Annotated in this window: 18 protein-coding genes; 7 read left to right on the top strand and 11 right to left on the bottom strand. The window is 57.5% G+C overall.

The window, feature by feature from the left end:
- Positions 1–581: 581 nt before the first annotated feature.
- From U8U01_RS13510 to U8U01_RS13460, 11 genes are all read right to left on the bottom strand, one after another.
- Complete coding sequence (locus U8U01_RS13510) at positions 582–1,499, bottom strand: aldo/keto reductase (protein WP_322175180.1); 918 nt, start codon at positions 1,497–1,499, stop codon at positions 582–584.
- Between the two features lie 12 nt (positions 1,500–1,511).
- The gene (locus tag U8U01_RS13505; protein WP_322175176.1) at positions 1,512–2,474 is read right to left on the bottom strand and encodes a uroporphyrinogen decarboxylase family protein; all 963 of its coding nucleotides are present in this window, start codon (positions 2,472–2,474) and stop codon (positions 1,512–1,514) included.
- 16 nt (positions 2,475–2,490) lie between these two features.
- The gene (locus U8U01_RS13500) at positions 2,491–3,783 is read right to left on the bottom strand and encodes an L-cysteine desulfidase family protein (protein WP_322175173.1); all 1,293 of its coding nucleotides are present in this window, start codon (positions 3,781–3,783) and stop codon (positions 2,491–2,493) included.
- Between the two features lie 43 nt (positions 3,784–3,826).
- The gene (locus tag U8U01_RS13495; RefSeq protein WP_322175170.1) at positions 3,827–4,720 is read right to left on the bottom strand and encodes a carbohydrate ABC transporter permease; all 894 of its coding nucleotides are present in this window, start codon (positions 4,718–4,720) and stop codon (positions 3,827–3,829) included.
- Between the two features lie 15 nt (positions 4,721–4,735).
- Complete coding sequence (locus U8U01_RS13490) at positions 4,736–5,650, bottom strand: ABC transporter permease (protein WP_322175167.1); 915 nt, start codon at positions 5,648–5,650, stop codon at positions 4,736–4,738.
- A gap of 144 nt (positions 5,651–5,794) precedes the next feature.
- Positions 5,795–7,462, bottom strand: coding sequence for a type 2 periplasmic-binding domain-containing protein (locus U8U01_RS13485; RefSeq protein ID WP_322175164.1), 1,668 nt, complete (start codon positions 7,460–7,462; stop codon positions 5,795–5,797).
- Positions 7,463–7,939: 477 nt separating this feature from the next.
- The gene (locus U8U01_RS13480) at positions 7,940–9,928 is read right to left on the bottom strand and encodes a helix-turn-helix domain-containing protein (RefSeq protein ID WP_322175162.1); all 1,989 of its coding nucleotides are present in this window, start codon (positions 9,926–9,928) and stop codon (positions 7,940–7,942) included.
- A 244-nt stretch (positions 9,929–10,172) separates the two neighbouring features.
- The gene (locus U8U01_RS13475; RefSeq protein WP_322175159.1) at positions 10,173–11,933 is read right to left on the bottom strand and encodes a M24 family metallopeptidase; all 1,761 of its coding nucleotides are present in this window, start codon (positions 11,931–11,933) and stop codon (positions 10,173–10,175) included.
- Entirely contained in the window at positions 11,930–13,387 is a 1,458-nt protein-coding gene (locus tag U8U01_RS13470) for a Sapep family Mn(2+)-dependent dipeptidase (protein ID WP_322175155.1), read from the bottom strand. The genes U8U01_RS13475 and U8U01_RS13470 overlap by 4 nt, the downstream gene beginning before the upstream one ends.
- Before the next feature lie 708 nt (positions 13,388–14,095).
- Entirely contained in the window at positions 14,096–14,536 is a 441-nt protein-coding gene (locus U8U01_RS13465; RefSeq protein ID WP_322175152.1) for an FMN-binding protein, read from the bottom strand.
- Entirely contained in the window at positions 14,533–16,566 is a 2,034-nt protein-coding gene (locus U8U01_RS13460; protein ID WP_322175150.1) for a methyl-accepting chemotaxis protein, read from the bottom strand. The genes U8U01_RS13465 and U8U01_RS13460 overlap by 4 nt, the downstream gene beginning before the upstream one ends.
- Positions 16,567–16,712: 146 nt before the next feature.
- Here U8U01_RS13460 and U8U01_RS13455 point away from each other — a divergent pair, with 146 nt between their 5' ends.
- The 7 genes from U8U01_RS13455 to U8U01_RS13425 all read left to right on the top strand — a co-directional run bounded on the left by U8U01_RS13455 (position 16,713) and on the right by U8U01_RS13425 (position 26,049).
- Complete coding sequence (locus tag U8U01_RS13455) at positions 16,713–16,973, top strand: hypothetical protein (RefSeq protein ID WP_322175148.1); 261 nt, start codon at positions 16,713–16,715, stop codon at positions 16,971–16,973.
- 116 nt (positions 16,974–17,089) lie between these two features.
- The gene (locus tag U8U01_RS13450) at positions 17,090–19,660 is read left to right on the top strand and encodes an ATP-binding protein (protein ID WP_322175145.1); all 2,571 of its coding nucleotides are present in this window, start codon (positions 17,090–17,092) and stop codon (positions 19,658–19,660) included.
- A 60-nt stretch (positions 19,661–19,720) separates the two neighbouring features.
- Positions 19,721–22,285, top strand: coding sequence for a response regulator (locus U8U01_RS13445; RefSeq protein WP_322175142.1), 2,565 nt, complete (start codon positions 19,721–19,723; stop codon positions 22,283–22,285).
- Between the two features lie 489 nt (positions 22,286–22,774).
- Positions 22,775–24,001, top strand: a complete 1,227-nt coding sequence (locus tag U8U01_RS13440; protein ID WP_322175139.1) for a deoxyguanosinetriphosphate triphosphohydrolase family protein — start codon at positions 22,775–22,777, stop codon at positions 23,999–24,001.
- Positions 24,002–24,011: 10 nt separating this feature from the next.
- Positions 24,012–24,599 (top strand): hypothetical protein, encoded by a 588-nt coding sequence (locus U8U01_RS13435; protein WP_322175137.1) that lies wholly within the window; start codon positions 24,012–24,014, stop codon positions 24,597–24,599.
- Positions 24,600–24,657: 58 nt separating this feature from the next.
- A complete protein-coding gene (locus U8U01_RS13430) occupies positions 24,658–25,356 on the top strand; it encodes a LytR/AlgR family response regulator transcription factor (RefSeq protein WP_322175134.1) in 699 nt (232 codons plus the stop codon).
- A gap of 12 nt (positions 25,357–25,368) precedes the next feature.
- Positions 25,369–26,049: a sensor histidine kinase gene (locus U8U01_RS13425; protein WP_322175131.1), complete on the top strand. Its 681-nt coding sequence runs from the start codon at positions 25,369–25,371 to the stop codon at positions 26,047–26,049.
- The last annotated feature ends 22 nt before the right edge of the window (positions 26,050–26,071 follow it).

Genomic DNA, 26,071 nt, shown 5'->3' with positions numbered 1-26,071 from the left:
GCAAGTTTTGGCTCTACTGAAATATCCTGCGGATATTATAAGCATAGCTACAAGCCGCGTTGCGCCTTGCCAAATCGCCAAGGCGATTTGTAAACTTGCTCTGCAAGTTTTGGCTCTACTGAAATATCCTGCGGATATTATAAGCATAGCTACAAGCCGCGTTGCGCCTTGCTAAATCGTCAAGGCGATTTGTAAACTTGCTCTGCAAGTTTTGGCTCTACTGAAATATCCTGCGGATATTATAAGCATAGCTACAAGCCGCGTTGCGCCTTGCTAAATCGTCAAGGCGATTTGTAAACTTGCTCTGCAAGTTTTGGCTCTACCGAAATATCCTGCGGATATTATAGCACACAAAAAGCCGTATGCAAACAGGCTTTCTATAACTATACAGGATCCTCCTGCCCCCCGCCCATCGTCTACCCCAGCCGCCGGTTTATCAAAAAAAGGAAAGCCGCCCCAGGTAAATGGGCCGGCTTTCCTTTTTATCAAACACGTAAAATCTAATAGCATTCCTGAGAGGGCCTGCATCTCCTCACCTATTGGCTATACCGGCCCACCCCTTTGCCTGTGCCGGTAGCCGGTCACGGCAGGGATTTTCCCGCTGCTATATAAAGGCTGTACCATTCCTGCCGGGTAAGGGTGATCTCGCTTGCTTTGCAGATTCCCTCCAACCGCCCGGCATTTGTGGTGCCCACAATGGCCTGTATCTTTGCCGGATGCCGCAGGAGCCAGGCAATAGCAATCGCATTGGGCGTAGCGTCATATTTCTCGGCCAACTGGTTGATCTTCTCGTTAAGCGCCGGGTACTTATCACTGCCCAGGAAAGTCCCCTGGAACATCCCGTACTGGAAGGGGGACCAGGCTTGGATGGTAATACCATGCAGGCGGCAGTAATTTAAAATGTCCCCGTCCCGATCCACAGCAAAGCTGTTCTCTATGTTAACGTTCAGCCCCGCGTCAATAGCAAGGCAGTGGGCTATGCTCATCTGTAGCTGGTCTATAATCAGTTTCCCGCCACAAGCCTGTTCCAGCAGGGCAATCTGCCCTGGGTTGTGGTTGCTGACGCCAAAATGCCGCACCTTCCCGGCCTCTTTAAGGCTGTGGAAAGCCTCTGCCACTTCCTCAGGCTCTACCAAGGCATCCGGCCGGTGGAGCAGCAGCACATCCAGGTATTCGGTGTCCAGCCGCTCCAAAATACCGTCCACAGACCGCAGGATATGCTCCTTGGAGCAGTCATAGGCCACGCCCGGCAGAATGGAACATTTGGACTGGAGCAGCACCTTTTCCCGCATAGCCGGGCTCATGGGCAGCGCCTCGGCGAACAGCCGCTCAGACTGCCCTCCCCCATAAATGTCCGCGTGGTCAAAGAAGTTCACGCCGTTTTCCAGGGCTGTGTGCAGCAGGCGGTTGGCCTCGGCCTTGTCCAGGGCGGCCATGCGCATACAACCCAAAGCAACGGCTGGGGCCTGCAAGGCGCCCCCTAGGGTGATCTCTCTCATAGCGCGCCCCCTTTACAGGCTGGCTGCGGTTTCCACCGCTGCTTTCAGCCGTTCCCACGCAATAGAGGCGGGAACCGTACAATCGGCGCCCAGCATGAAACCCTGTTTCCCCATACTCCCGATAATCTGCTTGACCTCCTGCCGGATCTCCTCCAGGCTGCCCTCAATCAGGGCGCCGTGGTTATCCAGGCCGCCCAAAATAGGCTTTTGGAACACCTGGCGGCCCTCTTCCAAAGGCAGGTCCGTGCGGTGGACGTCCCAGTTAAACAGGTCGCCCGGGTAGCCCACGTAACGCCGGGGGGAGGACTGGAACCCAAACTCCACCTCGCCGCAGATATGGACGATGTTGTACTTGCCGGCAATCTCCTTCGTCACCCCCAGCACCGCCAAGTCGGAAGGCTTGACCAGCCGGGCCCAGGTTTCCTCGTCAAACCGCTGGGGCTCGCTGAACTGGCCGGAGTAATAGATGCCGCTGCTGCCCAGTTCCAGATAATCCCTGGTCCACTCCTGCAAGGTTTCCGCCAGGGCCTTCACGCCTTCCAGCACTGATTCCGGATCCTCCTTGCAGTGCTCCATAAACTTCTGGTCCGTGCTGCCGGCGCAGAGATAGGTAAAGGACGCGATCTTAAAGGGGCTCCACACCGTGGGGAACACCATCGCCTCCCCGCCCGATTTTTCCAGCACCCGCTTAATCAGGTCCGTCATGCCCCGGTAGTGGGCACAATCCTTGCCGGGCAGCCGTATCTTCCGCCAGTCGGAGGGTTGGGTGATCTGAATACCCTGGGTAAAGAACTGCCCAAAGCTGTCGTCCATCACCTTGATGATGTCCGTGCCTACCTCCCGGCACAGGTCTACATGGGCCTGGGCCCTTTCGTCCATGGTCAGCTCTTTGGGGTAATGGAACCAGAACCCCACCGGCACCCGATCAGGCTCCCGGTTTTCAAATACCGCCTGCATTCTCTCTACTTTGTTCATACCAAATATACTCCTTTCAGTTTTGTTTCTTAAGCAGCATCTCCAAAATCACCAGGTTCGTGCCGCTCATCCCTACTGTACCTAAGTCACCTAAATTCTTTAAAGTCATCTCAACATCCTGGTCAACAATCCCGTCGTGGCCGCCTGCGCCACGGTTCATGCAGGCCATAGAGGCCGCCCGCATCGCCACATTCACCGAGGTGGCAATTTTCAATGCGCACCCCGGCTTGGCCCCATCGCAGATCATCCCGGAAATGTCCGCTGTCATGGTCTTGATGCCCAACTCCGCCTGCTTTTGCGTGCCGCCGTACAGGTATACCACAGCGGCCGTCACCCCAATGGCCGCCGCGATGGAACAGCCGCACAATACCGAAAGTTTCCCCAGGAACTCCTTGGCGTGGATCGTGATCAAAATGCTCAGCGCCAACGCCCGCCGCTGCTTTTCACGGAAAGCGGCAGGGCCTTCCTCCGTAAGTACAATAACCGGCAAGGTGGCGGTAAGCCCCTGGTTGCCGCTGCCGGCCACGCTCATCACCGGCTTTTCGCATCCGGACATCCTAGCGTCCGCTGCCGCCGCGGTAACGGCAGCCGCCCGGTTGGCTAGGCCGTCCCCCAGCAGCCCGCCTGGGTCGCCTTCCAGAAGGCTTTGTCCCACCTGCAACCCATAGCTGCCGTTCAGGCCCTCTTGGGCCGCGGCCTTGTTCAGGGCAATCGCCTCATCCAAAAAGCGGAAGTCCTCCTCCCGGCTCTCCTGGATGAATGCCCAGATACCGGCTACCGTCAAGCCCGTGCCAGCCTCCGCCGGTTTCCCGCCCCCAAAGGCGGGCTCGTCCGTAGAAACCACCTGCCCGTCCCGCAGCATCCGGGAAAAATGCCCGTGGTTCCCGGAGATAACTGCCTCCCCCTGGTGGCCTCCCCCCTTCGCCACAGCCCGCAGGTAAACTTTTTCCCCGGCCCCGGCCTTGGAAACCTTCACACGGCCCTGGTCCACCAGGCTTTGGGCAAATTCTTTTTGTTCTGGGGTAAGGCCCTTCAGTACCAGCAGCCCCTTTTCCGGCTGGGCCACAGCGGCCCCCAGCGCGCAGGCCATTTCCAACCCCACGGCATGGGTGCCCGGAATGCCTACATTCATAGCGTTTTTCAAAATGTATTCACTGGCCTCCAGGGCAATCTGTTCCGGCCTTCCAGGCAGCATAGAGGCAGCCCCTGCCGCGCAAAGGGCCGCGGCTACCGGCTCGGTACAGCCCAGGGCCGGGGAGGTTTCCCGCTGGATAAGCGCCAGCCAATCTGCTCTCTCTTTTCCTTTCACCGTATGCCTCCTAACAAACTCGAATTTTCACCATGCCCACCCTTTATTCCTTGATGGACCCGATCATCACACCCGCCACGAAATATTTCTGCACAAAGGGGTAAATGCACAGGATAGGCAGCGTTGCCACCACAATAGAGCAGTAGCGCATCAGCACCTTATAAAGTTCCATCTGCTGGTTAGCCATATCCCCGGTAATCCGGTCCGCCTTTATGGTGGTCAGGTTGATGAGGATATCCCGCAGCACCATCTGCAAGGGGTACTTGCTCTCGTCATTCAGGTACAGCAGGGCAGAGAACCACTCGTTCCATTTGCCCACAGCCACAAAAAGGATGATCACCGCGAAAGTGGCCTTGCAAAGGGGCAGGATGATACGGAACAGGATGGTCATTTCCCCCGCCCCGTCAATCCGGGCAGATTCCTCCAAGCTGTCTGGTATCTGGGCAATGGATGTTTTCATAATGATAATGTTGAACACGCTCATGGCGCCGGGCAGCAGCATGGCCGCATAGGTGTCAATAAGCCCCAGCCGCTGTACAGCCAAGTAGGTGGGGATCATACCGCCGTTAAACAGCATGGTAAAGGTGATAAATCCCGACAGCACATTGCGGTAGCGGAACCGCTTGCGGGAAAGCACATACCCGGCCAGCAGCACCAGCACGCAGGAGATCAGGCACTGGGCCACCACATAAAAGACGGTATGGGCATAGCCCCACCAGATTTTTGGGTAGCGCCCCAGGTACAGGTATCCGTTGATAGAGGGCTTGCCCAAGGGCCACAGGATAATACCCGTGTGGGCCTCTACCATGCCGGGGTCACTGATGGAAGCGATCACCACGTGCCAAAGGGGGATCACACAGCAAAGGGCTATAAGGATCATCAGGCAGGTATTAAGGACATTGAACAAAACCCTGCCTGGGGTAAGTTTTCCAACCATACAATAGCCCTCCCCTTAAAACAGGCTGGTTTCTGTATATTTTTTGCACAGGAAATTCGCAGAAACCAGAAATACGGTGTTTACAACGGAGTTGAACAGGCCCACCGCCGTGCTGAAACCGTAATCGTAGGTTTCAAAGCCGTTGCGGTAAACATAGGTGCTAATCACATCCGCGGTCTGGTAAATGGCCGGGGAGTACAGCAGCAGTACCTTTTCCGAGCCCACAGAAAGCATGGTCCCCATCTTCATAATGAACATGATGACGATCGTGCTGGAGATCGAGGGCAGGGTCACATGGATGGTCTGTTTCCACCTGCCGGCCCCGTCTATTTTCGCTGCCTCATACAGATCCTGGTTCACGCCGGACAAGGCTGCCAGATAGATGATGCTGCCGTAGCCCAGCCCCTGCCATATGCTGGACACGGTGTAGATCGTCCGGAAATAGTCTTTATTGCCCAGCAGGTTTTGGGCCTTGCCCCCGGTCAGGAAGGCCACCGCGTCAGAGATCAGCCCCCCGCTCTGGGTAAAGTCCACAATAATGCCGCACATAACCACCATAGAAACAAAGTAGGGCATATAGCTGATGGTCTGGATGCTCCTGCGGAATGCGCGGTTGTGCACCTCGTTGAGCAAAAGGGCAAAAAGGATAGGCGCCGGGAAGTTGAAAAGCAAGTCCAAAAGGCTGAGCATAAAGGTGTTGCGGATCAGCCGGAAAGCATATTCCCCCGTAAAGAAACGGATAAAGTTATCAAAGCCGATCCACGGGCTTTTGGCCAGACCTAATGCGGGGGTATAATTTTGGAAGGAGATCACGATTCCTCCCATGGGGATATAGTGAAACAGGATATACCACACGACAATAGGAATACACAAGAAATAGATCACCTTATTCCTCCGGAAATCCAGAGCAATGTTATGTAATAATTTCATGATGATCTCCCGTCCAAATCAAAGTTTAGTGGTTTTACGTCATGCCGGGGAATGTGTCCGGCCGGGTGCCCTCGCCCCGCTATAGGCGGGGCGAGAACCTCCAACCAGGTGCATTCCTGTAAAGAAGAACGTTTCTATAAAAGGTTAGCGGGCGTCATAGCGCTCCAGGGCCGCCTGCTGAATCTCAATGCAGCGGTCAATGTTCATGCCCTTAATGGTTTCCACAAAGCTGTCAAAGCTATCCAGGGACTCCGACCCCATAATATAGGCCGCCGTCTTTTCCTGCACAAAGGTCTGTATATCGGTATACAGGGCGTTGTACTCATTCCCTTCGGTGTCGGTCATCTCAATCTTGGGCAGCACCAAGTCCGTGCCGTCCGAGTCATACACCTCCCTGGCGGCCAGGCGCTCGGCAGGGTTGGTCAGGTCGTACACCTTCCAGCTCACCAGGCCCGGGAAGTCCTTCCGGCGGTAGCAGAACTGCTCGTTCTGGGGATCAATGCCATGCTCGCCGTTCATAATCTTATCGGTGAAAGCATAATTCCCTTCCCCGTCCACAGTGTAGCATTCCGAGTCCCCAAAGCTGTTGGCAATAAAACCGTCCTTCGTATACTGGTAATCCAGCCACTTGGCGGCCACTTCCGGGTACTCGCAGGAGCTGGTCACGGACACCGGCGTTTGGATGGCAATATAGCTGATGTTGCGGGCCTGGCAGACCTCCCCTTCCTTCAGCACAGGGCCGGTAATGGGCTGCCAGTTGATGTTGGCGTCCGTGCTGCTGCCGGTTTCATACAGGTAGTTCCCGGTACCGGCCCAAGAGTAGGTGGCCACGCCGGACTTACCCGTCGCAATATAATCCTTCGGCGCGTTGCTGGTAATCTCGTTGGAGATAAAGTTCTGGTCCACCAAGCCCTCTTCGTACCACTGGGCCATCAGTTCCAGATACTGCCGGTAGCCCTCCTCAATGGGGCCGTACTTCACAGTGCTGCCGTCCCGGTAGAACTCCGATTTCACCCCAAAGGCAGAGAGGAAGTAGTCATAGGGCATAATGCCGGTCTTGGAAAGCAGCAGCGGGGCTTCAGCGCCTTTCTGTTCCTTAAAGGCAGTCAGCACGGTGTGCCACTGGTCAATGGTATGGGGCTGCTCCAGTTTCAGGTCGTCCAGCCAATCCTGGCGGATCACCATACCGATCCAGGAGGGCTCGGCGCAAAGCTCCATATCGTTGTTGCAGAACAGAGGGTAAATGCCCCACATCTTCCCGGTATCCGAAACCGTCATCTTCCGCACGGTTTCGTCAGACTCCCGCAGGGCCCGGTAGGTGGGCATATAGTCCGCCACATAGGGGGCCATATCAATATAGATGCCGTCGCTAATGGCCTTTTCACCGCCGCCGGGGTAGGCCACGTTGTTCTCTATCATGTCCGGCAGATCCTGGGACGCCAGCAAAATACCGAACTTCTCTTTGCCAATGGAGGAGGCCACGGTGGTGAACTCGATCTTCACATTGGTCAGTTCTTCCATTTCCTTGTTGACCTGGTACTCGTTAAAGTCAGGCGTGTAATCGTTGGACCATACCCGCCAATAGGAAAGCGTCACTTTCTCGTCAGAGATCGGCAGGGTCTGTTCCGTCAAGGGCAGCTTTTCCTCTGTCCCGTTGGTTTCACTGCTCTCCGGCGTGCTTTCGGCGCTGGAGGCCGAAACCGTGCTGGAACTGGACTGGCTGCTACTGCTGGAGTTGCTGTTACCGCACCCGGCAAGCATCGCCAACGCGAGGATGCCGCAGCAGACTTTCAATAAAAACCGTTTTTTCATAATTTAGCTTCCGTCCTTTCTTTTCGTGTGCTTGCAGTCATGCTGTGTTGTGTTACATTGTGTAAAGCTTTTGATCTGCGCCGCTTTCGGCACTGGAAAAGCGTCCCGCCGGTGCCGCCGGCAGAAAGCCCAAGGTTCTGCCCTCCTTTCTATGCAAATTAATTTAGGTATGTCTGCTTACCATTCGGGTTTCTGTCTTTCAGCCTGGCCCCATTCTAGCACAAACAACAAATTTGTTAAATAGCCAGAATTTAGCCTGTGCAAAACACACAACCCCTCCTTCCCTTACTTTTTCTTCACAATTCGTCTATAATTGGCAAAAACAGGCCGTATTTTTACAAAATATTGAGGATATATACCTTTTTTGTAAAAAACCGCCCTCCCACACGTTAAATTATGGCTTACTATATGATAAAAATGAGCCTGCTTTCATAAAGAAAACAGGCTCATGGTGTTTCTGGGGTTTTTCAGCAAGGGCTATCCGGGCCGTTTCTGCTCCTGGTATTCGGCGGGGCTAACCCCCTCTATCCGCCGGAAAGCCCGGATAAGCGGGCGGGAGTCATAGTATCCTACACTTTTAGCAATGTCCGAAACCTTCATCTGGGTGGTGTCCAAAAGCAATTTTGCCTCGCTGACCCGCTTAAGCTGGATGTATTCCAGCGGTGGCAGCCCCAGCCGCCGCTTAAACAGCAGGGACAGGTTGGCGGCCGTCATGTGGAAGCGCTCCGAGAGGGCGCCCACAGTCAAATCCGGCTCCGAGTAATGCTCGTCAATGTAGGCGCTGATCTCCTGGACATTCACCCCCTTTTTACTCTCCTTTTTGGTTCCCGAAACAGAAGGTGCCAGGCGGCCGGGCGCCTGCATATCCGCCTCCTGTTTCAGGCGTGCCAGTTCGTTGTACTGGGTCACATAGGCCGAGTGTTTCTGGCATTCCTGTTGCCGGGCGATCTCCTCCACCTCCGCATAGCAACGGCGGATCTTCTGGTACCCCGTATGCACATTGCTCACAGCAATGGAAACGATCACGCGGAAATCCGCGTCCAGCCGGTCGGCGGCCATCAGGCAGCTTTTCTTAATTTCATCCACCACTACCTCCCGGTCCAGCCGGGCATTTACATTCACCACCACATACCAGGCATCCTTAAACTCCGCTGTAAAAAAGCTGTAATCCTCCGTAAACACATCCCGCAGCACACTGGTAATGGCCACCGACAGGAAATGGGAGATATCCTCGTTTACGCTGTCGTTCTGCTCAAAAAACAGGTTGCTGCCGTTTTCTATGGAGAACCCCATCAGCAAAAAACAGGTGTTCTCAAAAGGCACTTCACACTTGCGGCACTCCGCCAGAAAGGCGCTTTCCTTCATATCCGCGCCGTTCAGCAGCCGGTACAGCAGGTAACTGCGCAGGGTGATGGCCCGGTTGTCCCGCTCCACCTTATAGTCCTCCGTTTTTTGCAGCAAAGCGGTCAGGGAGGAGCGGATCACCCGGTAATCATCCACATCCTGGGTACCATGGGGCTGCGGGACTAAAGACAGGATCTCCTGAATGGGATGGTAACTCCGCCGGGCAGTGGAAACCGCCAAGGGCAGCCCGCAGCCCAGGCACAGCACAAGAAAAGCCACAAAGAGCAGGCATACCGTAGAAAAGTTCTGGAAGTAGATCCTTGAGGGCACAAACCGGACATAACAGATCTGAAACACATGGTCCTCGGTTTCAATCCGCTGGCTGCCGCCGCTGTCCCCCTCCAAAGCCCAGACGCCATTCTCTTTGCGCACCCATGCCCCCTTTTGGGCAGGCAGGGTATTGTCCGAGGCGTCCACCAAAAAGGTAGAACAGTCGTCCGAAACCATCATATCCGCCAGCAGGCTGGACTTCAGCCGCACCAAAATGGTCACCACGTCGTTGGTGCCGGTGCGGGATGTGCCCAGGGCGGTAATAAACGCCGCAGGGCCCGCGTTGGAATTCACCAGCCGCAGGGTATAGTTGTCGGTGATGCTCACCTGCTCAATAAAGTCGGCGATGTCCAGCCCCACCGTCGAGGAATAGCCGGTCATATCCCCAATATAATGCAGGTAGCTTTTGCTGCTCAGCACAAAATCCGACTTGTGGAAGTAAATCAGGATGTCATCAATATAGGAGTTGGAAACCAGGGAGATAGAGAGGATATTCTGTAATCCGTCCATCATATTATAGTCCTGGGGCGTATAGCTGGCCTTGTTGGACAGGCTGGTGATGGCATTGTCGTTAAGCAGGGCACGCATCATGTTGCTAATACCCGAAAGGCTGATGTTCATGTTGTCCCGCACATTGTCCAGTACAGACAGGTTGGCCTCGTCCACGCTTCTCCGGGTGATACCCAAGGTCGTCACAAAAAAGGACACGCCAAAAATCAACGGGATCACCAGTACAATAAGATAGGAGATAATTATATTGGCAAACGTGTTTTTACGGAAAAAAATACGCATCGTCACCCCTCCTGCCCTGAACGCCCTGTAATTTGTAATAATTCTATTATAATTTATAATGTTACCATGAAATTATCCAAATGGCAAGCCCAACCTGCCGTTTTTATTGTAATGTGATAAACGCTTGTCCCCTAACCTTCCCGCTGCAAAGCTGCCGCCATACCGCCGGCCCCCTTGCCCGCCGGATGAAAGCCCCCCCTACAAAAAGCAGGGCCCCAACCATAGGGCCCCGCTCCTTCAGCCGTTACACACAAATCAGTTCCTTGGTGCTGTGGGTCAGGTTCTCCGTCCCCTGCTCCCCCACATAGACCATATCCTCTATGCGAACCCCAAACTTGCCCGGCAGGTAAATCCCCGGTTCCACGGTCATCACCACGCCGGGGCGCAGGGTGCTCCTGTCGCCCTGGCTGAACCGCGGGCCTTCCCGCCCGCCGCTTCCTACAGGGTGCCCCAGCCCATGAAGGAAATACGCCCCATACCCCCTGCCGCCAATGACGTCCCTGGCCGCCGCGTCTATATCCCGGCACACGGCGCCCGCCTGTACCGCCCGGATAGCCGCCTCCTGCGCCTCTAGAACCAGAGCGTAGATTTCCCGTTTCTCCCCGTCCACTTCCCCAATGCCCACCATGCGGGTCATGTCAGACCCATACCCGTCCACCTGGGCGCCAATGTCCAGCATCACCAGGTCCCCCCGCTGGGCAATCCGCCCGCTTGGCCGCACATGGGGCAAAGAGGTATCCGGCCCGCAGCCGCACACATGGTTAAAAGCGTCCATCTGGGAGCCCATCTCGTAAAAGAGCAGCCCGATCATCCGCTGTATCTCTACATCGCTCATCCCCGCCCGGATGTAGTGGAGGGATTCCAGAAATACCCGGTCGGTCACAGCCTGGGCCGCCCGTAAGCGATCCAGCTCCTCCGCCGCCTTCACGCTCCTTCTGCGGTAGATGCGCGCCTCCAGTTCCCCGCTGGGGCATACCCGGCAGGGAAGCGTTTTCCACTCGTCCAGGCATTTCAGGGGGATGCCCTCTTCGGCGTAAATCGCCCGGATCCCTTCCCGCGCCACAAACCCTGCCAGGTAAGCCCTCCGCTGCTGGCCGGGCAGCCACGTAACCCCAGGGAGATCCACTCTCTTCTCTCCCCAAAGGAGGATATCCTTCCCGGTAAAGAGCAGCCTCCCGCCCCTGCCCGGGTCCACCCCCAGGTAATAGCGGATATTGGGCCGGCTGCAAAGAAGGACAGCGCTGTGCGCCTCCCACAGCAGTTCCCCCAGGGCTGCCCGGCGGCTTTGGGCCGGCACCGGGAGCAGCCCCTTTACCGGGAACCGCATCTCCTGCCGGCAGGACGTCAACCCCACCGTCACCGTAAATTGGACGGAAAGGCTGCTGCCCGCCTGCAGGGCCGCCAGAGGGCCGGTAGGCCCATCCTGTCCCTCTACGGCAAATTGGGCGGCAAAGGTACGGCTTTCGTCCCCCTCTTCCCCCCGTATCAGCCCCAGCCTGCGCCGTAAGCTTTCTATGGAGGCCCCTTCCCGCACAAAGCGGCCAAACCGCTTTTCTATCCGGGCTGCGATCCCCTTGGCTTTCTCCAGGCAGGCCCATTCATCCTCCGTCTTTTCCTTTTCCAGCTCCCGCAAAAAGGCCGAGAGTTCCGGCCCCTCCTGTAAGATCCCCTGCCCCAGGTTGCGCCGGATGGTTTCAAACCCCTCGGCCGTCAGGGCCTCCCCATCGGTCAAAACCCCGGTAATGCCGTTTTCAACGGCCAAAGCCTGTAATTGGGCGGCCATGTCCTCCTGCAAGATCACCCGGAACCCCGCCCCTATCTTCCGGGCCATTTCTATATAGCGGAAGTCCACCAGAAAAAAGCGCTTTTCCGCTGTGAGGAAAATGGTCCCCGCCGACGAGGGAAACCCCAGCAGGAACACCCGGTGGGCGTACTCTGTCAGCAGCGCCCCCTGGCCCGGTTTCAAGAACCCCTGTACCCGTGCGATACGTCCGTCCCGGTTCACTGCTCTCCCCCCTTTGACAGCGCAGCCCCGTCCAGTTCTATGACGGCCCTGATGTAGATACGCAAAGCCTCCTTCAGGGCTGGGATGGACTGGGCCTCGTCCGGCATATGGCAGTCGCCGTGGCCCTCCGGGAACATCTCCCGTTTCCCCGCATAATAGGATTGGTCCGGGATGCCGGGGCCGTACGCCACCGCGTTCGGCAGTTTCCGGGCATGGGTACCCGCCACAAAAATCTGGGGCTCCAGCGCCAGCCCGGTCACTTGGTTAAATACCCGGTTGAGTATCTGGATGACCGGCCGCTCCTTGGGGAAATAGTTCGAGGGCAAAACCCTGGGCTCCACAGGCTCAAAGCCCGCCTGCCCCCCAAAGCTTACCACCTTTTCCAGCACCTGGGTCTCATCCAGGGCTACCGGGCAGCGCAGGTTAAAGGAGAACTTCAGTTTCCCGTCCTCCAGTTCCGCCACGCCGCAGCCATAGCGCACATCCTCCGCTATCTCCCGCTGGCCGGACAGTTGGAAGATCTGCCCCTGTGGGCTGTTGATGATCCGCTCCGCATTCCCCAGTATCTCCCTGTCGCCGACGTCCTCCACCAGCCCCGCGTCCAGTATCTGGCCCAGCAGTACGCCGATGGCGTTGGCCGCCTGCCCGGCCATGGCAATGTGGCCCGCCTTTCCGTGGCCGGTCACCACCAGGTACTCCCCGTCCCGGCACGCGTCCAGATGGGGGACCGCCTCCCATTTCTTCTCCAGGTACGGGGTCATCCGCAGGGTGATCTCCGCCGTGTCGGGCACCTGGTTGGTGGCGCTCCCGCCACGCAGCCCCAGGATATTCCCCGAAAGCCCCTGCCGGGACTTCAGCCAGCCGCTGGCAATGCCCCTTTCCCCGTAGCACACCGGGAACCCGCTGTCCGTCACCAGAATCAAATCCGGTATGCCCGGCTGCCGGGCAAAATACGCCGCGTCGCACATACCGGCCTCCTCATCCGCACCGGCCAGGGCGCAAACGTCATATTGAAGGGGGATCCCCAAATCCCGCAAACAGAGCACCGTGTACATGGCCGCCAGGCAGGGCCCCTTGTTATCCTGAGAGCCCCGGCCGATGATCCAGTCCCCCTGCACGATCCCCTCATAAGGCGGGTAGATCCAGTTCTCCCCCGCGGGCACCACATCCAGGTGCCCCATCAGGCCGATCTGCCTGGGCTTGCCCCGGTTCTCCGGCACAGAAAGCTTTGCCACATAATGTTCATAGTTATGTGCCTCCAGCCCATAAGAAACCCCCAGTTCCATATACTTCTCCAGTACGTCCCGGCAGTCCTGGCCAAAGGGCTTAACGTCACTGGCCTTGTCCGAAACGCTGGGGATGCGGACCAGCGTGCAGGTGTCCTCCACCAGGCGGCCTATGTGCGCGTCCACCCACTGGTCTATTTTTTCCAACAGTTCCTTTGTCAGTTCCATGCTGTAACCTCCATGCAAAATAATCGATAATAAAAAAACTTCCAGCACAAAGGAGGGCATGGCCTACACCTGCCTTCCCATGGCTGAAAGTATAAAATCTTTCTATAAGCGGCACAAATCAAAATGCTTTCTTCCATCATATACCCATTTCCGGGTTTTGTCAAGCCTATAAAAAGCAAGAGCGCGTCCAAAAGAAGAGTTTATGACGAAATTTTGGCCTCCGGCGGCGGAGAGTTGGCTACGCCAACTCTTGGGCTCTGGTTCTCGGCTGCCGCCTCGGTCGGCGACGGGCAATCGCCACCGGCGATTGTCGCCCCCTAAGAACCCCACAACCCTTGAAAAGGGCGAGGGCCACCGGGGGTGGCCGTCACGAGCCGACCGAACCGGCAGGTGAGGCGACGAAACTTTTACCATTTGCCTGCTGGAACCTCACTTTTAAACTCTCCACTTTAGACACTCCCAAAAACCATCCCCTATAAAAGCTTGCCCCCCAAAAAAGGTAGGGCCCGCCTGTGATCCCCCGGCGGGCCCTGCCTTTTCTAAAATTAAATATTAAAGATAGTCTAGGCAAATCCCTTGCCCAAGCCTCGCCTACTCCGCGTGATCCAGACGATCCCCGTGCAGCCGCTTTTGGCAACTTTCCGCCCCAGCTATATAGCCCGCCGGGCTCCCTTTCACCCGTCTCAAGCGGTGCCCCTCCTGAAACCCTTAATGCCCCGTGTCCACAATCGCAATGCTGGAATCCCCCCGGCGTGCCTGTTCCAGCACCGCCTGCGCCAGTATCTGGAAAGACTTGTGGGAAGAGGACGCCCCTGTAATCGCGTCAATGCCCCCTTCGCCTTGCCCATCCAAAAGCTGGTTGGCATAATAGCGGGTGTATTCATTGGGGTAGGTGCCATTAGAGTGGAGCATATTCTGCATATACGCGTTATCCCAGCTCTTGATAAACCCGCTGGCATTCTCCGCATTATACTCTACCGAGAGGATGTTCCCCCCCTTCACCAAAATGGTGATGTATTCCTTCCAGCCATGGCTGAATTCGGATGCCTGGGCGGTATAATACCCGTCCTTAAGCCCTGCCTGGTCCCCGCAGGCCGGCAGCCACAGTACCAGCAGCAGGCTTACCACCATAACCATGATCCGTTTCATCCCTTGTCCTTCTCCTTCAAAATAAATTTTTGTACCTGGGATTGTAGCGACTCCGCCTCTTTGGCCAGCGAACCGCTGGACTGCTCCGTTTCCCCCGCGTTTTGCAGGTTGCGGTCCGCAATGCCCGATATCGCCGCGATCCTCTCCTCCATCGTGGCCAGCGCGCTTTCCTGCCCCTGCACGGCCGCCGCCAACTGGTCCGATATCCGGCTGATCTCGGTGGAAACGTCGGAAATCGCCTGCAAAGAGCCGGCAGTGTCCGCTGTCAGTTCCACGCCCGTCTGTATAATCGCCTTGGTGTTGTCCACCATCTGGGTAGCGCTTTGGGCAGCCTCCGCGCTTTTATTCGCCAGTTGTTTCACCTCGTTGGCTACAACGGCAAAGCCCTTCCCGGCCTCCCCCGCCCGGGCCGCCTCCACCGAGGCGTTCAAGGACAGGATGTTGGTCTGGAACGCAATATCCTCAATATCCTTGGCGGTTTTCGTTATCTGCTGCGCGTTGGCGCTGATGTCATCCATTGCCGATGACAAGGCGGCCATCTGCCGGTTGGCGCTTTCTATCCGCCGGGTGATCTCCTCCGTCTGGGCCCTGGTCTGGCCGCTGCTTTCCGTCACCCCGGCCAGCCGCTCCTTCACGTTGGCCACCTCCTGCACCAGTTCCTCGGTAGATTCATTCTGTTCCAAAGAGGCCTGGTGCAGTTGCACCGATTGCCCGCTCAGCCGCTCCGCCATAGCGGTCAGCCGGTCCGCGGCCGCGCGGAACCCCAAAAGCGTTTCATTCATAGACTCCGTAATGGTACACAGGCTGCCGCGAATCAACGCGAAATCGCCTTCATACTCCACCTGGGGCCCGGTACGCAGGTCGCCCTCCGCCACATGGGTCAGCACCTGCTGGATATCGGATATGTACCGGTTCAGGCTTTCCAGCGTGGTGTCCAGGGTCTGCGTCATAACCTCCAGTTCATCCCCTGTGCTGACCGCCAGCACCTCCGTGTGCAAGTCCCCGTCAGAAAGGGCCACCATCCGGCCCGTCACCTGCTTCACCGGCCGGGAGATCGAACGGGCAAACCGCAAGATCAGCAGCACGGAGATGACCAGGCCCACCAGGGTCGCCAAAACCGACAGGAGCATGGCCCCGTTGATAATGTGGCCGTAGTCCGCCTTGGGTATCTGGATGACCAGCGACCACTGGGTACCTCGGATGGGAGAAAAGGCCACCAGCATCTGTTCCCCGTTTATGGGGAACTCCACCGCCCCGGTTTCCCCGGTAGTAACCCGCTCCACCGCGTCCCCGTTGCCGCCGCTCAGCTCTACCAGGGTGCTTTGGCCCAGGGCAAGGGACTGGTCCGGGTGGCCTGTAACCACCCCGTTCTGGTCGACCATATAGGCCATACCGCTCCTGCCCAAATTAATGCTGCTGATCACATCGTTGAGCAGGTCATATTTATATACGCCCATCACATAAAGGGCGGTTTCCCCCTCCGCCTTCACCGGCATCCCAATGGTTATCCCCAGTTTGCCCTGGAAGATCGTGCTGGAGTCGATGGTCAAATTGTCCGTTTCCTTTAAAAGGGCAAAAAATCTGCTGTCCAGGTTTTCCGGCGCGTTGCCGGTCCCCTGTACCAGCCGCCCGTCCAGGCCATAGAGGGCGATCGTATAAAGCTCATAGATCTCCGCCGCTTCCTCCAGTACCGCCCCGCGGTTTTCCAGGGCCGCCGCAGTATCCAAAGGGGTGGCTCCGCCCAGCCGGGGGTCGCCGGCAATCGTCATCATCCGGTCAGCCAGCATATGGATGTTGCTCTCCACCGTCTTGGCCGACTGCCGGGCCATGGGCTGCAAGCTGTCCAGCAAGATGCTGTTGGCCAGCGACTGCAAGGACATGGCCATAATGATACAGCATATAACCACCAAAGTCAGGATATTGAGCATGGTGTTCCGCAATATCCGCCTGTTTAAGCTCCGTTTCATCCCCCGGTTGCCACGGGAGTCCACTTTCGTACCCTTCACGTCCTTCTTGCTCCTTTTCTGCATATTTTTTGTCCTATAGACAGAATAAAAGCCACACGAGCCCTCCGTCCGGCTGCTTCATACCGCGCCGTACCAGCAGGCGATGGACTTTCCCACCCAGTATAGCACAGTTTCCTTATTATGGGAAGTGCTTTTTTTTCGCGCCCAGTATGCAATTTTTTCTACGACTTTTTTCATTGACACGCTTGGGCCTACATGGTATTATTACAGTGATTGCCTGGCTTTGTCGCCAGGATGCAGGGATACAGCAAAACATCATCGTGCTTTCTGGTAAAATGGCCCTCCACGCTAGAGTCTGTTTTAAAACCGGAGAAATGCCGGATTTTTGTCCAAAAAACGAGGGCTTTCAAGGAAAAACCGCCAGAAAGGCTTGCCGCCAGAAAGGCTTGCTGCCTTTCGAGGATTTTTGACACGGAAAGCACCGTTTTGGGGCAAAATAGACGGCGTTTCGGCGTTTTAAAACAGACTCTTGGCTCCGCTACAGGCTGTTACGGCCGGAAAGCATATTAATTGGGAGGACGGACGGATGGATTATAAAGGTGCCGGGGGCGGCGTCCCGCTGGATGAAACCCATAAGCAGCATAGTGATGTGCAAAGCGTGCAGAACCTGGAGGCCATCATCAATGAGGCCCTCCGCGTCGCTTTGATGGAGGACACCCCGGACCAGTCCCTGGCCGTGCTGCTGGAACACCTGGGCAAAGCGCTAAGCGGGGACCGCACCTACATATTCGAGCAGAACGAGTCCGGCTGCGACGACAACACCTACGAGTGGGCGGCCGAAGGCGTGGCGCCGGAAAAAGACAACCTGCAAAACGTCCCTTCCGCGGTATGCGCCAGTTGGTACCGGAATTTCAGCATCGGCAAACATATCGTCATCGAGCATCTGGAGGATATCCGGGAAACCGACCCCCTCCAGTACCATAACCTAAAACGGCAGGGCATCCACTCCCTTGTGGTGGTTCCCCTGTACGACGGCAAAAAAGCCATCGGTTTCTACGGGGTAGACAATCCCCCTGTCAAGTCCCTGGAATACGCGTCCAATATACTCCAAACAGCGGCGCACTTCATCGTGTCCTCCCTCAAGCGGCGCAACCTGTTCCGGGCGCTCCAAAAACAGAGTTATAACGTGCTCCATGCCCTTAGCGTGGACTACCTGTGCATCTACCAGGTAAATTTCGACACCGGCGAATGCGAGGTCTACCGCAGCGGCCAGCGCACGGGGATGGACTGGGCCGCCCATTTTAGGAACGGCTACCAGACCGCCATGGAACACTATATTGCCCGCTACGTAGCCCCCCAGGACCAGGAACGGTTTCGCGCCGTGACGAAAAAGGACTATGTGCTGGCTCAACTGCGGGCAAAGAAAAAGCTTTCCTTCCGCTATCAGGTACAGGAAAGCCCCTCCGGGCTCAAGCATCTGGAAATGCATTTTTCCGCCACCGGGAATACCCGCAAAGACAATTGCGCCATTTTCGCACTGCGGGATGTAAACGCCGTGGTGGACCAGGAGGAAAAATACCGGCTGGAGGCCCGGCAGAGCCTGGAAGATATCCTGGAGGGTGCCCGTACCGGCATCTGGACCATCGAGCTGGAAGAGGGCTGCCCGCCCAAAATGTACGCAGACCGCACCATGCGGATCCTTCTGGGCGTGCCGGACAGCATCTCGCCGGAGGACTGCTACCGGCACTGGTTCAAAAACGTCGAGCCGGACTATGTGGGCATGGTGCAGGAAACCGTCCGGGAGATTCTGGAAACCGGGCGCTCCGAGGTGATCTACCCCTGGAACCACCCCACCTTGGGCAAAATCTACGTCCGCTGCGGCGGCGTGCCGGATAAAACCTTCCAAAAACCCGGCGCCTGCCTCAACGGCTACCATCAGGATATTACGGAAACCATGGTCACCCGGAAAAAGCAGGAGCAATCCATCATGGAACTTCTGGAGCGGGTCAGGCATGCCAACTCGGCCAAAAGCGAATTCCTCTCCCATATGTCCCACGACCTGCGCACGCCCATCAACGGCATTCTGGGTATGCTGGCCATCCTGGAAAAAAGCCCGGATGACCCGGCGCGCCAAAAGGAATGCCGGCGGAAAATCCGCGTGTCCACCGAGCACCTGCTCTCCCTGGTAAACGATGTCCTACAGGTCAGCAAGCTGGAAAGCGGCAGCCCTGCGGCCGTGGAAGAGCCCTTTGACCTGCACGATATATTGAAAGACTGTATCACCATCCTGTCCCCCCAGGCAGAAGAACTGGGCGTCCGCCTCAAGCTGGAAACCCCCGCCCTGCCCCATAACCGGGTCATCGGCAACGCCCTGCACCTCAAGCAGATCCTGATGAACGTCATCGACAACGCGCTGAAGTATAACCGCCCCCATGGTTCCGTGTTTGTCCGGGCAGAGGAGCTCTCCTGTCAGGACGGGGCCGTAACCTGCCGTTTTGTGGTGGATGATACCGGCATCGGCATTGGGGAAGATTTTCAGCCCCATATCTTCGAGCCCTTCACCCAAGAGCACCAGGGCGCCAGGACCGACTACAGCGGCGTAGGGCTGGGTATGTCCATCGTCAAAAAGCTGGTGGACCAAATGCACGGTTCCGTGGAGATCGGCAGCCAGGTGGGCAAGGGCAGCGTGGTCCAAATCACCCTGCCCATCCGGTCAGACGAAACCTGGGCCGGGCCGCCCCCTGCGGAGGATTGGCAGGTGCCGGACAATATTACCGGTATGCGCGTCCTTCTGGTGGAGGACAACGAGATCAACTGTGAGATCGTTGAGTATATTCTAAAGAAAGCCGGCGCCGAAGTGGTAAGCGCTGGCAACGGGAAGGCCGCCGTCGATACCTTCGCGGCCTCCGCCCCTGGGACATTTGACTGCATCCTCATGGACCTGATGATGCCGGTCATGAGCGGGTACGAGGCGGCGCGGGTCATCCGCAGCCTAAACCGCTCGGACGCAGGGGATGTCCCCATTATAGCGCTGTCTGCCAATGCTTTTGACGAGGACGTGGTAATGGCAAAGGATGCCGGGATGAACGAGCATTTGGCAAAGCCTGTGGACACCCGCAAAATGTTCCAGGCCATCAGCCGGTTAAGGCGCGGTTAACCTGTGGGCCGGGCCGCGCACAGGCGGCCCCATTACGAAAAACTGTAGAGAGGGAAAAATATGATCAACAACGCTTTACCGCGTTCATTAAAAATCAGCATAGCGGTCATCATCTGCCTGACTATTGTCGTGTTTTCCTTCCTCGGGTGGTCCATCCACAAAACGGGCGAAAGCACCATCGAGGATGTCGGCACGGCTTATATGCATGGGATGAACGAGCAGGTGTCCTTGCACTTTGCAACCATCATTGAACTCCGCCTGACCATGGCGGAATCCATCGCCTATATTGCGTCCGGCGAAGACGCCGCCGGCTACGGCTCCAAAGAGGAAATCGAATACGGCGCGGCGGCCCGGCACTTTTCCTGCGCCGCCCTCTATTCCACTGACGGCGAGATCGAAATGATCTATGGCGGCCCTGTCACCCTCAACCATCCCGGGCCCTTTTTGGAGAGCCTGAAAAACGGCGAGCGCAAAGCGGCCTCTGCCGTTGACAGCAACGGCGAGGGCGTCATCCTGTTCGGCGTCCCCTGCGCCTACCCCATGGCCGGCGGCAACGAAAGCCTCGCCATCGTGGTCGGGCTCTCCACAAAATACATGAGCCAGGTCCTCTTCCTCGATTCCGACAGCTCCCTAAGTTATTCCTTTGTCATCCGCCAGGACGGCAGCTATGTGGTGGGCAACGAGGACAGTTCCTCAGAAGGTTCCCAGGAAAACTATTTTGACCGGCTCTATCAGCTTTTTATTGGCGAGGACGAGGAAGCCGCCCCCTATGTCGCCGAAATGGCCGCCGCTATGGAGGCCGGCGCCGACTATTCGGCCCTCATACAAAGCGGCGGGGTCCGCCGCCACCTGTATTGTACCAACCTCCCCTACTGCGACTGGTACCTGGTCACGGTCCTGCCCTTCGACCGGCTGGACCAGGCCATTTCCGGCATGAGCAGCCAGTGGATCGCCCTGGTGTACTTCACCTCTTTTGTGGTCATCGCCATGCTCCTCTACCTGTTCTTCCGCTATTTCCGGGTATTCAGGGACCAGGTGGCCGAGTTAAAACGCATGAACATCGAAATGGATGCCGCCCGCAAAGAGGCGGAGCAGGCCAATGCCGCCAAGCAGGAGTTCCTCTCCAGCATGAGCCACGACATCCGCACCCCCATGAACGCCATCCTCGGTATGACTTCCCTGGCCGCCAACAACACCCACAACCCGGAACAGGTGGAGGATTACTTACGCAAAATCTCCCTGTCCAGTAAACATCTGCTGGGCCTGATCAACGACGTGCTGGATATCTCCAAAATCGAAAGCGGCAAAATGACGCTGAACATCGAGCCCATCTCCTTAAGGGAGATCATGGAGAGCATCGTCAACATCATCCAGCCCCAGGTCAAGGCAAAACGCCAGCACTTCCACGCGGCCGCCTACGAGATCCTTTCGGAAGAGGTCTGCTGCGACAGCGTACGGCTGAACCAGGTGCTCATCAACCTGCTGGGCAATGCCGTCAAGTTCACGCCGGAGGGCGGCTTTGTCCAGGTAACCGTCTACCAGGAGGCCCTGCCGGAGGACACCTCCTGCGTGCGCACCCATTTCCTGGTAAGCGATACGGGCATCGGTATGTCAGATGAATACCAGAAAGTGATCTTTGAGTCCTTCAGCCGGGAGGACAACACCCGGGTACAAAAAACAGAGGGCTCCGGGCTGGGCATGGCCATTACCAAGTGTATTGTAGACACCATGGGCGGTTCCATTTCCGTCCGCAGCCAGCAGGGCAAGGGCAGCGAGTTCCATGTGGTGGTGGACCTGGCAAAAGGGGCCGGGCAGCCGGCCGGTCCGCGCCTCCCCAACTGGAACATCCTGGTTGTCGACGGGGACGAGCGGCTGTGTACCAACACCGCCCGCACCTTGCAGTCCCTGGGCCTTCGCGCCGGCTGGTGCCTCAGCGCCGAGGAGGCCATCGACCGGCTCACTGGGGGTAGCCCCTGCCAGTTGGTCCTGCTGGGCGGGGGCCTGCCCGGCCTAAGCGCCCTGGAGGCCGCCCAGGCCATCCGCCGGCGCTGCGGGGAAACCGGCCCGGCCCTGCTGCTCGCCTCCTGCGATTGGAGCGGCGTCGAAGAGGAGGCCCGCAGCGCCGGGGTTGCCGGTTTCGTTTCCAAACCCCTGTTCCGCTCCTCCCTGCTGGACGCGCTGCAAGCCTTTGCCGGCACCTCCACAGAAGAAACCGCCTGCGCCGAAAAGCCCGCCGACCAGATACTCTGCGGGAAACACATCCTCCTGGCAGAGGACAACGAGCTCAACTGGGAGGTCGCCCGGGAGCTCCTCTCCCCCCTGGAAATGGAGCTGGACTGGGTAGAAAACGGCCAGGCCTGCCTGGCCAAGTTCCAAGCCTCCCCTGCCGGATATTATGACGCGATCCTGATGGACGTGCGTATGCCGGTCATGGACGGCCACGAAACCACCGAGGCCATCCGCAAGCTGGACCGCCCGGACGCGGGCCTCCCCATCATCGCCATGACCGCCGACGCCTTTTCCGAGGACATACAAAAGTGCCTGGCCTCTGGCATGAACGACCATCTGGCCAAGCCCATCGACACCCAGGCCGTGGCCCGCAAATTAAGGAAATACCTAAAATAAAAGGCGCCCAATACACAGGGGCGGGACGCAAAGCCATGGCGGCTGCCGCGTCCCGCCCCTGCCCTTACCCCCGTCCCCCCTTTTTGACAAGCCCATGGAACTATGCTATAATATCCGCAGGATATTTCAGTAGAGCCAAAACTTGCGGGGCAAGTTTGCAAATCGCCTTGGCGATTTAGCAAGGCGCAACGCGGCTTGCAGCTATACTATAATATCATAAGGATATTTCAGTAGGGCCAAAACTTGCAAAGCAAGTTTACAAATCGCCTTGGCGATTTAGCAAGGCGCAACGCGGCTTGCAGCTATACTATAAATATCATAAGGATATTTCAGTAGGGCCAAAACTTGCAAGGCGCAAAGCGGCTTATAGCTACACTATAATTGAGAACAATTTTCTGGAGGGATATAATGGTTTCCGAAGAAATCAGGCTCGTTAAAAATGCCGGTGCCATAAAAAGGAATTACCTGAACCCATTGAAATCCGAGGCAATGGAGTCCCGTTACTATACCGAGCCCCAACGCCACCGGGCCAACGGCCTGTACCAGCGGGATTACGCGCGGGTCATGTACTCTTCCGCGTTCCGCCGGCTACAGGGGAAAATGCAGCTTTTGGGCATCCAGAATGACCAGTTTTTCCGCAACCGCCTCACCCACAGCCTGGAGGTGGCCCAGATCTCCCGCTCCATCGCGGAAATGATCCAGTATGACGCCTCCGAACTGTACGTGGTGGAGTGCTGCGCCCTGGCCCATGATCTGGGGAACCCGCCCTTTGGCCATGCGGGCGAGGCCTGCCTCCATGACCTGTTCCTGGATGTGGGCGGTTTTGAAGGCAACGCCCAAACCCTGCGCATCCTCACCTCCATCGAGCGTAAACGCCCAAACTTCCAGGGGTTAAACCTTACCTACCGCACCCTTTTGGGGGTCACCAAATACTTTTGTACCTTTGACCCGGAAAAGTTCCGGCAAGACCACGCAGGGCAAAAGTTCATTTACGATGCCGACTATGCCCTCCTGTCCGCATGGGTGCAGGAGAACCAGGTGCAGGTACGCACCCTGGATGTGCAGATCGTCGACATCGCCGACGAGATCGCCTATGCCGCCCATGACCTGGAAGACGGCTTGCGGATCAAGGCCTACACCATAGACGAGATCCTCCACGAGTACTGCGCCGCCTACGGGGACAGCGATAACTTCCTCAAGCTGAAGGAGATCGTGGCGGAGGCCCGCGCCCTGTCCGGCTACGGCACCTCCATCGGCTCCGCCCAGTTCTCCAAGCTGTTCCGGCAAGAATTGGTTTCCCGGATCATCAACCTGGCCCTGAACGACATTGACCTTGTCCCCGTAACCGCGTCCATGGCCGAAAAGACCCGGACCACCCAAGGCAAAGAGTTGGGCTTTGTCCAGTACGCGGAGCTGATCCACGGCCTGAAAAAGGTGGTTTTCCGTTGCGTCAACCGCAATGACGCCGTCTACCACTATGAAAACGAGGGAAAAACCGTCCTCCGTTTTTTGGCGGGTTTCTATCTCCAAGACGCCAAGTACCTCCCCCCTGAGTACCGTGTGGGCGAGTTGTTGCGGCAGTACCCGGATTTAGCCGGCTGCGACCAAGAAAGCCTGCAAAAGCGGCTTGTCTGCGACTACATTGCCGGCATGATGGACTCCTACGCCATTTCCCAGTACGAAAAATTTTCCAAGAACAAGATCATCGGGATTTAGGAGAATTTGGATGAACAAATTGATGGGGTTCTTTGAGCTAAATGATTTGAATCTACCCACCGTCCCCTGGAAAGCATACACCGGCGCCGAAACCCTGGACGCCGGCCTCCTCTGGACGGTCCGCAGCGCCGTATATAAGGGCGACGACCTGAACCTCCCCCGGAAAGTCGGGGTCACCGCCGGCGAGGCCACGCTGTTTGCCACCGGGCTCCTGCGCTCCCTGGCACAAAACGGCATCGTGGTCTACTACCCCTATTTCCTGGCCAATAAAAGCGGCACGCTGGAGGTAAGGGGCCAAAAGGTCATCATCGAGGCGGTAAAGGCCGACCTGTGGAACCTCGTGTCCCTTTCCGACCGGGAAGTGACCATCGAGATACAAGACGGCCAAACCGCCTTCCACGGCAATAGCCGGTTCCTCACCGCCCCTGAGATCGCCAAGATCCTGGAAAACGTCCCCAAAATCCGGCAGGCTTTCCGCAGCCAGCTTATCGAGGGCCACAGCCTGCTTTTAGAGTGGAGTTTCGCCCAAACCTGCAATTTGCAAAAAGAGCCCACCGGCAGCGAATACCTGGTTTTCTACGAGTTGCGTACGGTCTAGCCCCCCGCCGGCCGGAACGCCGGCCCCCACCATCCTGCCCCCAAGGAGGGATCCATCCGTGCCGTACCGTTTTGCCATCTGTGACGACGACCCGGCCGCCGCCGGCCATATCCGTTCCCTGGCCTCCCGCTGGGCCGCCCGCGCCGGGGTGCTGCTGGAAACCGAGCAGTTCCCCTCCGCCGAGGCCTTCCTCTTCCGCTACGAGGAGAACGCGGACTTTGACCTGCTCCTGCTGGATATCGAGATGTCCGGCATGGACGGTGTCACCCTGGCCAAAAAAGTCCGTCAGGCCAATGAGGATATCCAGATCCTCTTCATCACCGGCTATACGGACTACATCGCCGAGGGCTACGAGGTCGCCGCCCTCCACTACCTGGTCAAGCCGGTGGAGGAAGGCAAGTTCTTCCAGGTGCTCAGCCGGGCCGTCAGCCGGCTCAAGCAAAACGAGCCCACCCTCACCCTGGAGCTGCCCCAGGAAACGGTGCGCCTGCCTTTTGGCAAAATCCGCTGGTTAGAGGTGTCCCACAACTATGTGACGGTGCACGCCCAGCAAGACTACCAGGTCAAGCGCCCCTTGGGGGAACTGGCCCAGGCGCTGGACGAGCGCTTTTTCCGGGTCGGGCGCTCGTACATCCTCAACCTGTCCTGCATCCGCCGGGTAAGCCGTACCGAAGTAGAACTGGCCACCGGCGAGCGCATCCCCCTGCCCCGCAGGCAGTACGAAAAGCTGAACCGGGCCATCATTGACCGGATGTAAGGAGGATGCCCTATGCCCCTGTTTTCCAAACTCATGGACAAACGCCTTGCCGCCTACCAGCGGGAGCTGACGGAAATCCACTATGCCGAGGTGGAAAATATGTACCGCCAAATGCGGGGTTGGCGGCACGATTACCACAACCATATCCAGGTGATGAAGGCCCACGCCGGCAAAGGGGACTGGGCCGCCCTCACCGCCTACCTGGACGGCCTGGAAACCGACCTCGCCACCGTAGACACCGTGGTAAAAACCGGCAACCCCATGGCAGACGCCATTTTAAACAGCAAAATCTCCCTGGCCCGTGCCAGGGGCATCCCGGTCCAGGCGGACGCCAACATCCCGGTCAGCCTGCGCCTCTCCCCCTTGGACCTGTGCGTCATTCTGGGCAACCTGTTCGACAACGCCATGGAAGCCAGCCTGGCCCTGCCGGAAGGGCAGCGGCTCATCCGGGTGTATATTGACATGAAAGGCCCGCAGCTCTACATCTCCTTCACCAATTTCACCGCCTGCGGCAAGCGCCCCAAACTGCAAGGCAGGTTCCGCTCCACCAAGGGGGCGGGCCACGGCTTTGGCCTTTGCCGCATGGATGCCATTGTGGGGCGGCTGGGGGGCTACCTTTCCCGCAACAGCGAGGACGGCGCGTTTACCACCGAGATCCTGCTCCCCCAGCCAGCCGCCCCGCCATCCCCCTGACCGTTCAGCCCCCCACCGCAAC

Source organism: Acutalibacter caecimuris (genome assembly GCF_034335085.1).
In the GTDB taxonomy this organism is placed as follows: domain Bacteria; phylum Bacillota; class Clostridia; order Oscillospirales; family Acutalibacteraceae; genus Acutalibacter; species Acutalibacter caecimuris.
This window is presented reverse-complemented; position numbering and strand designations above follow the sequence as displayed.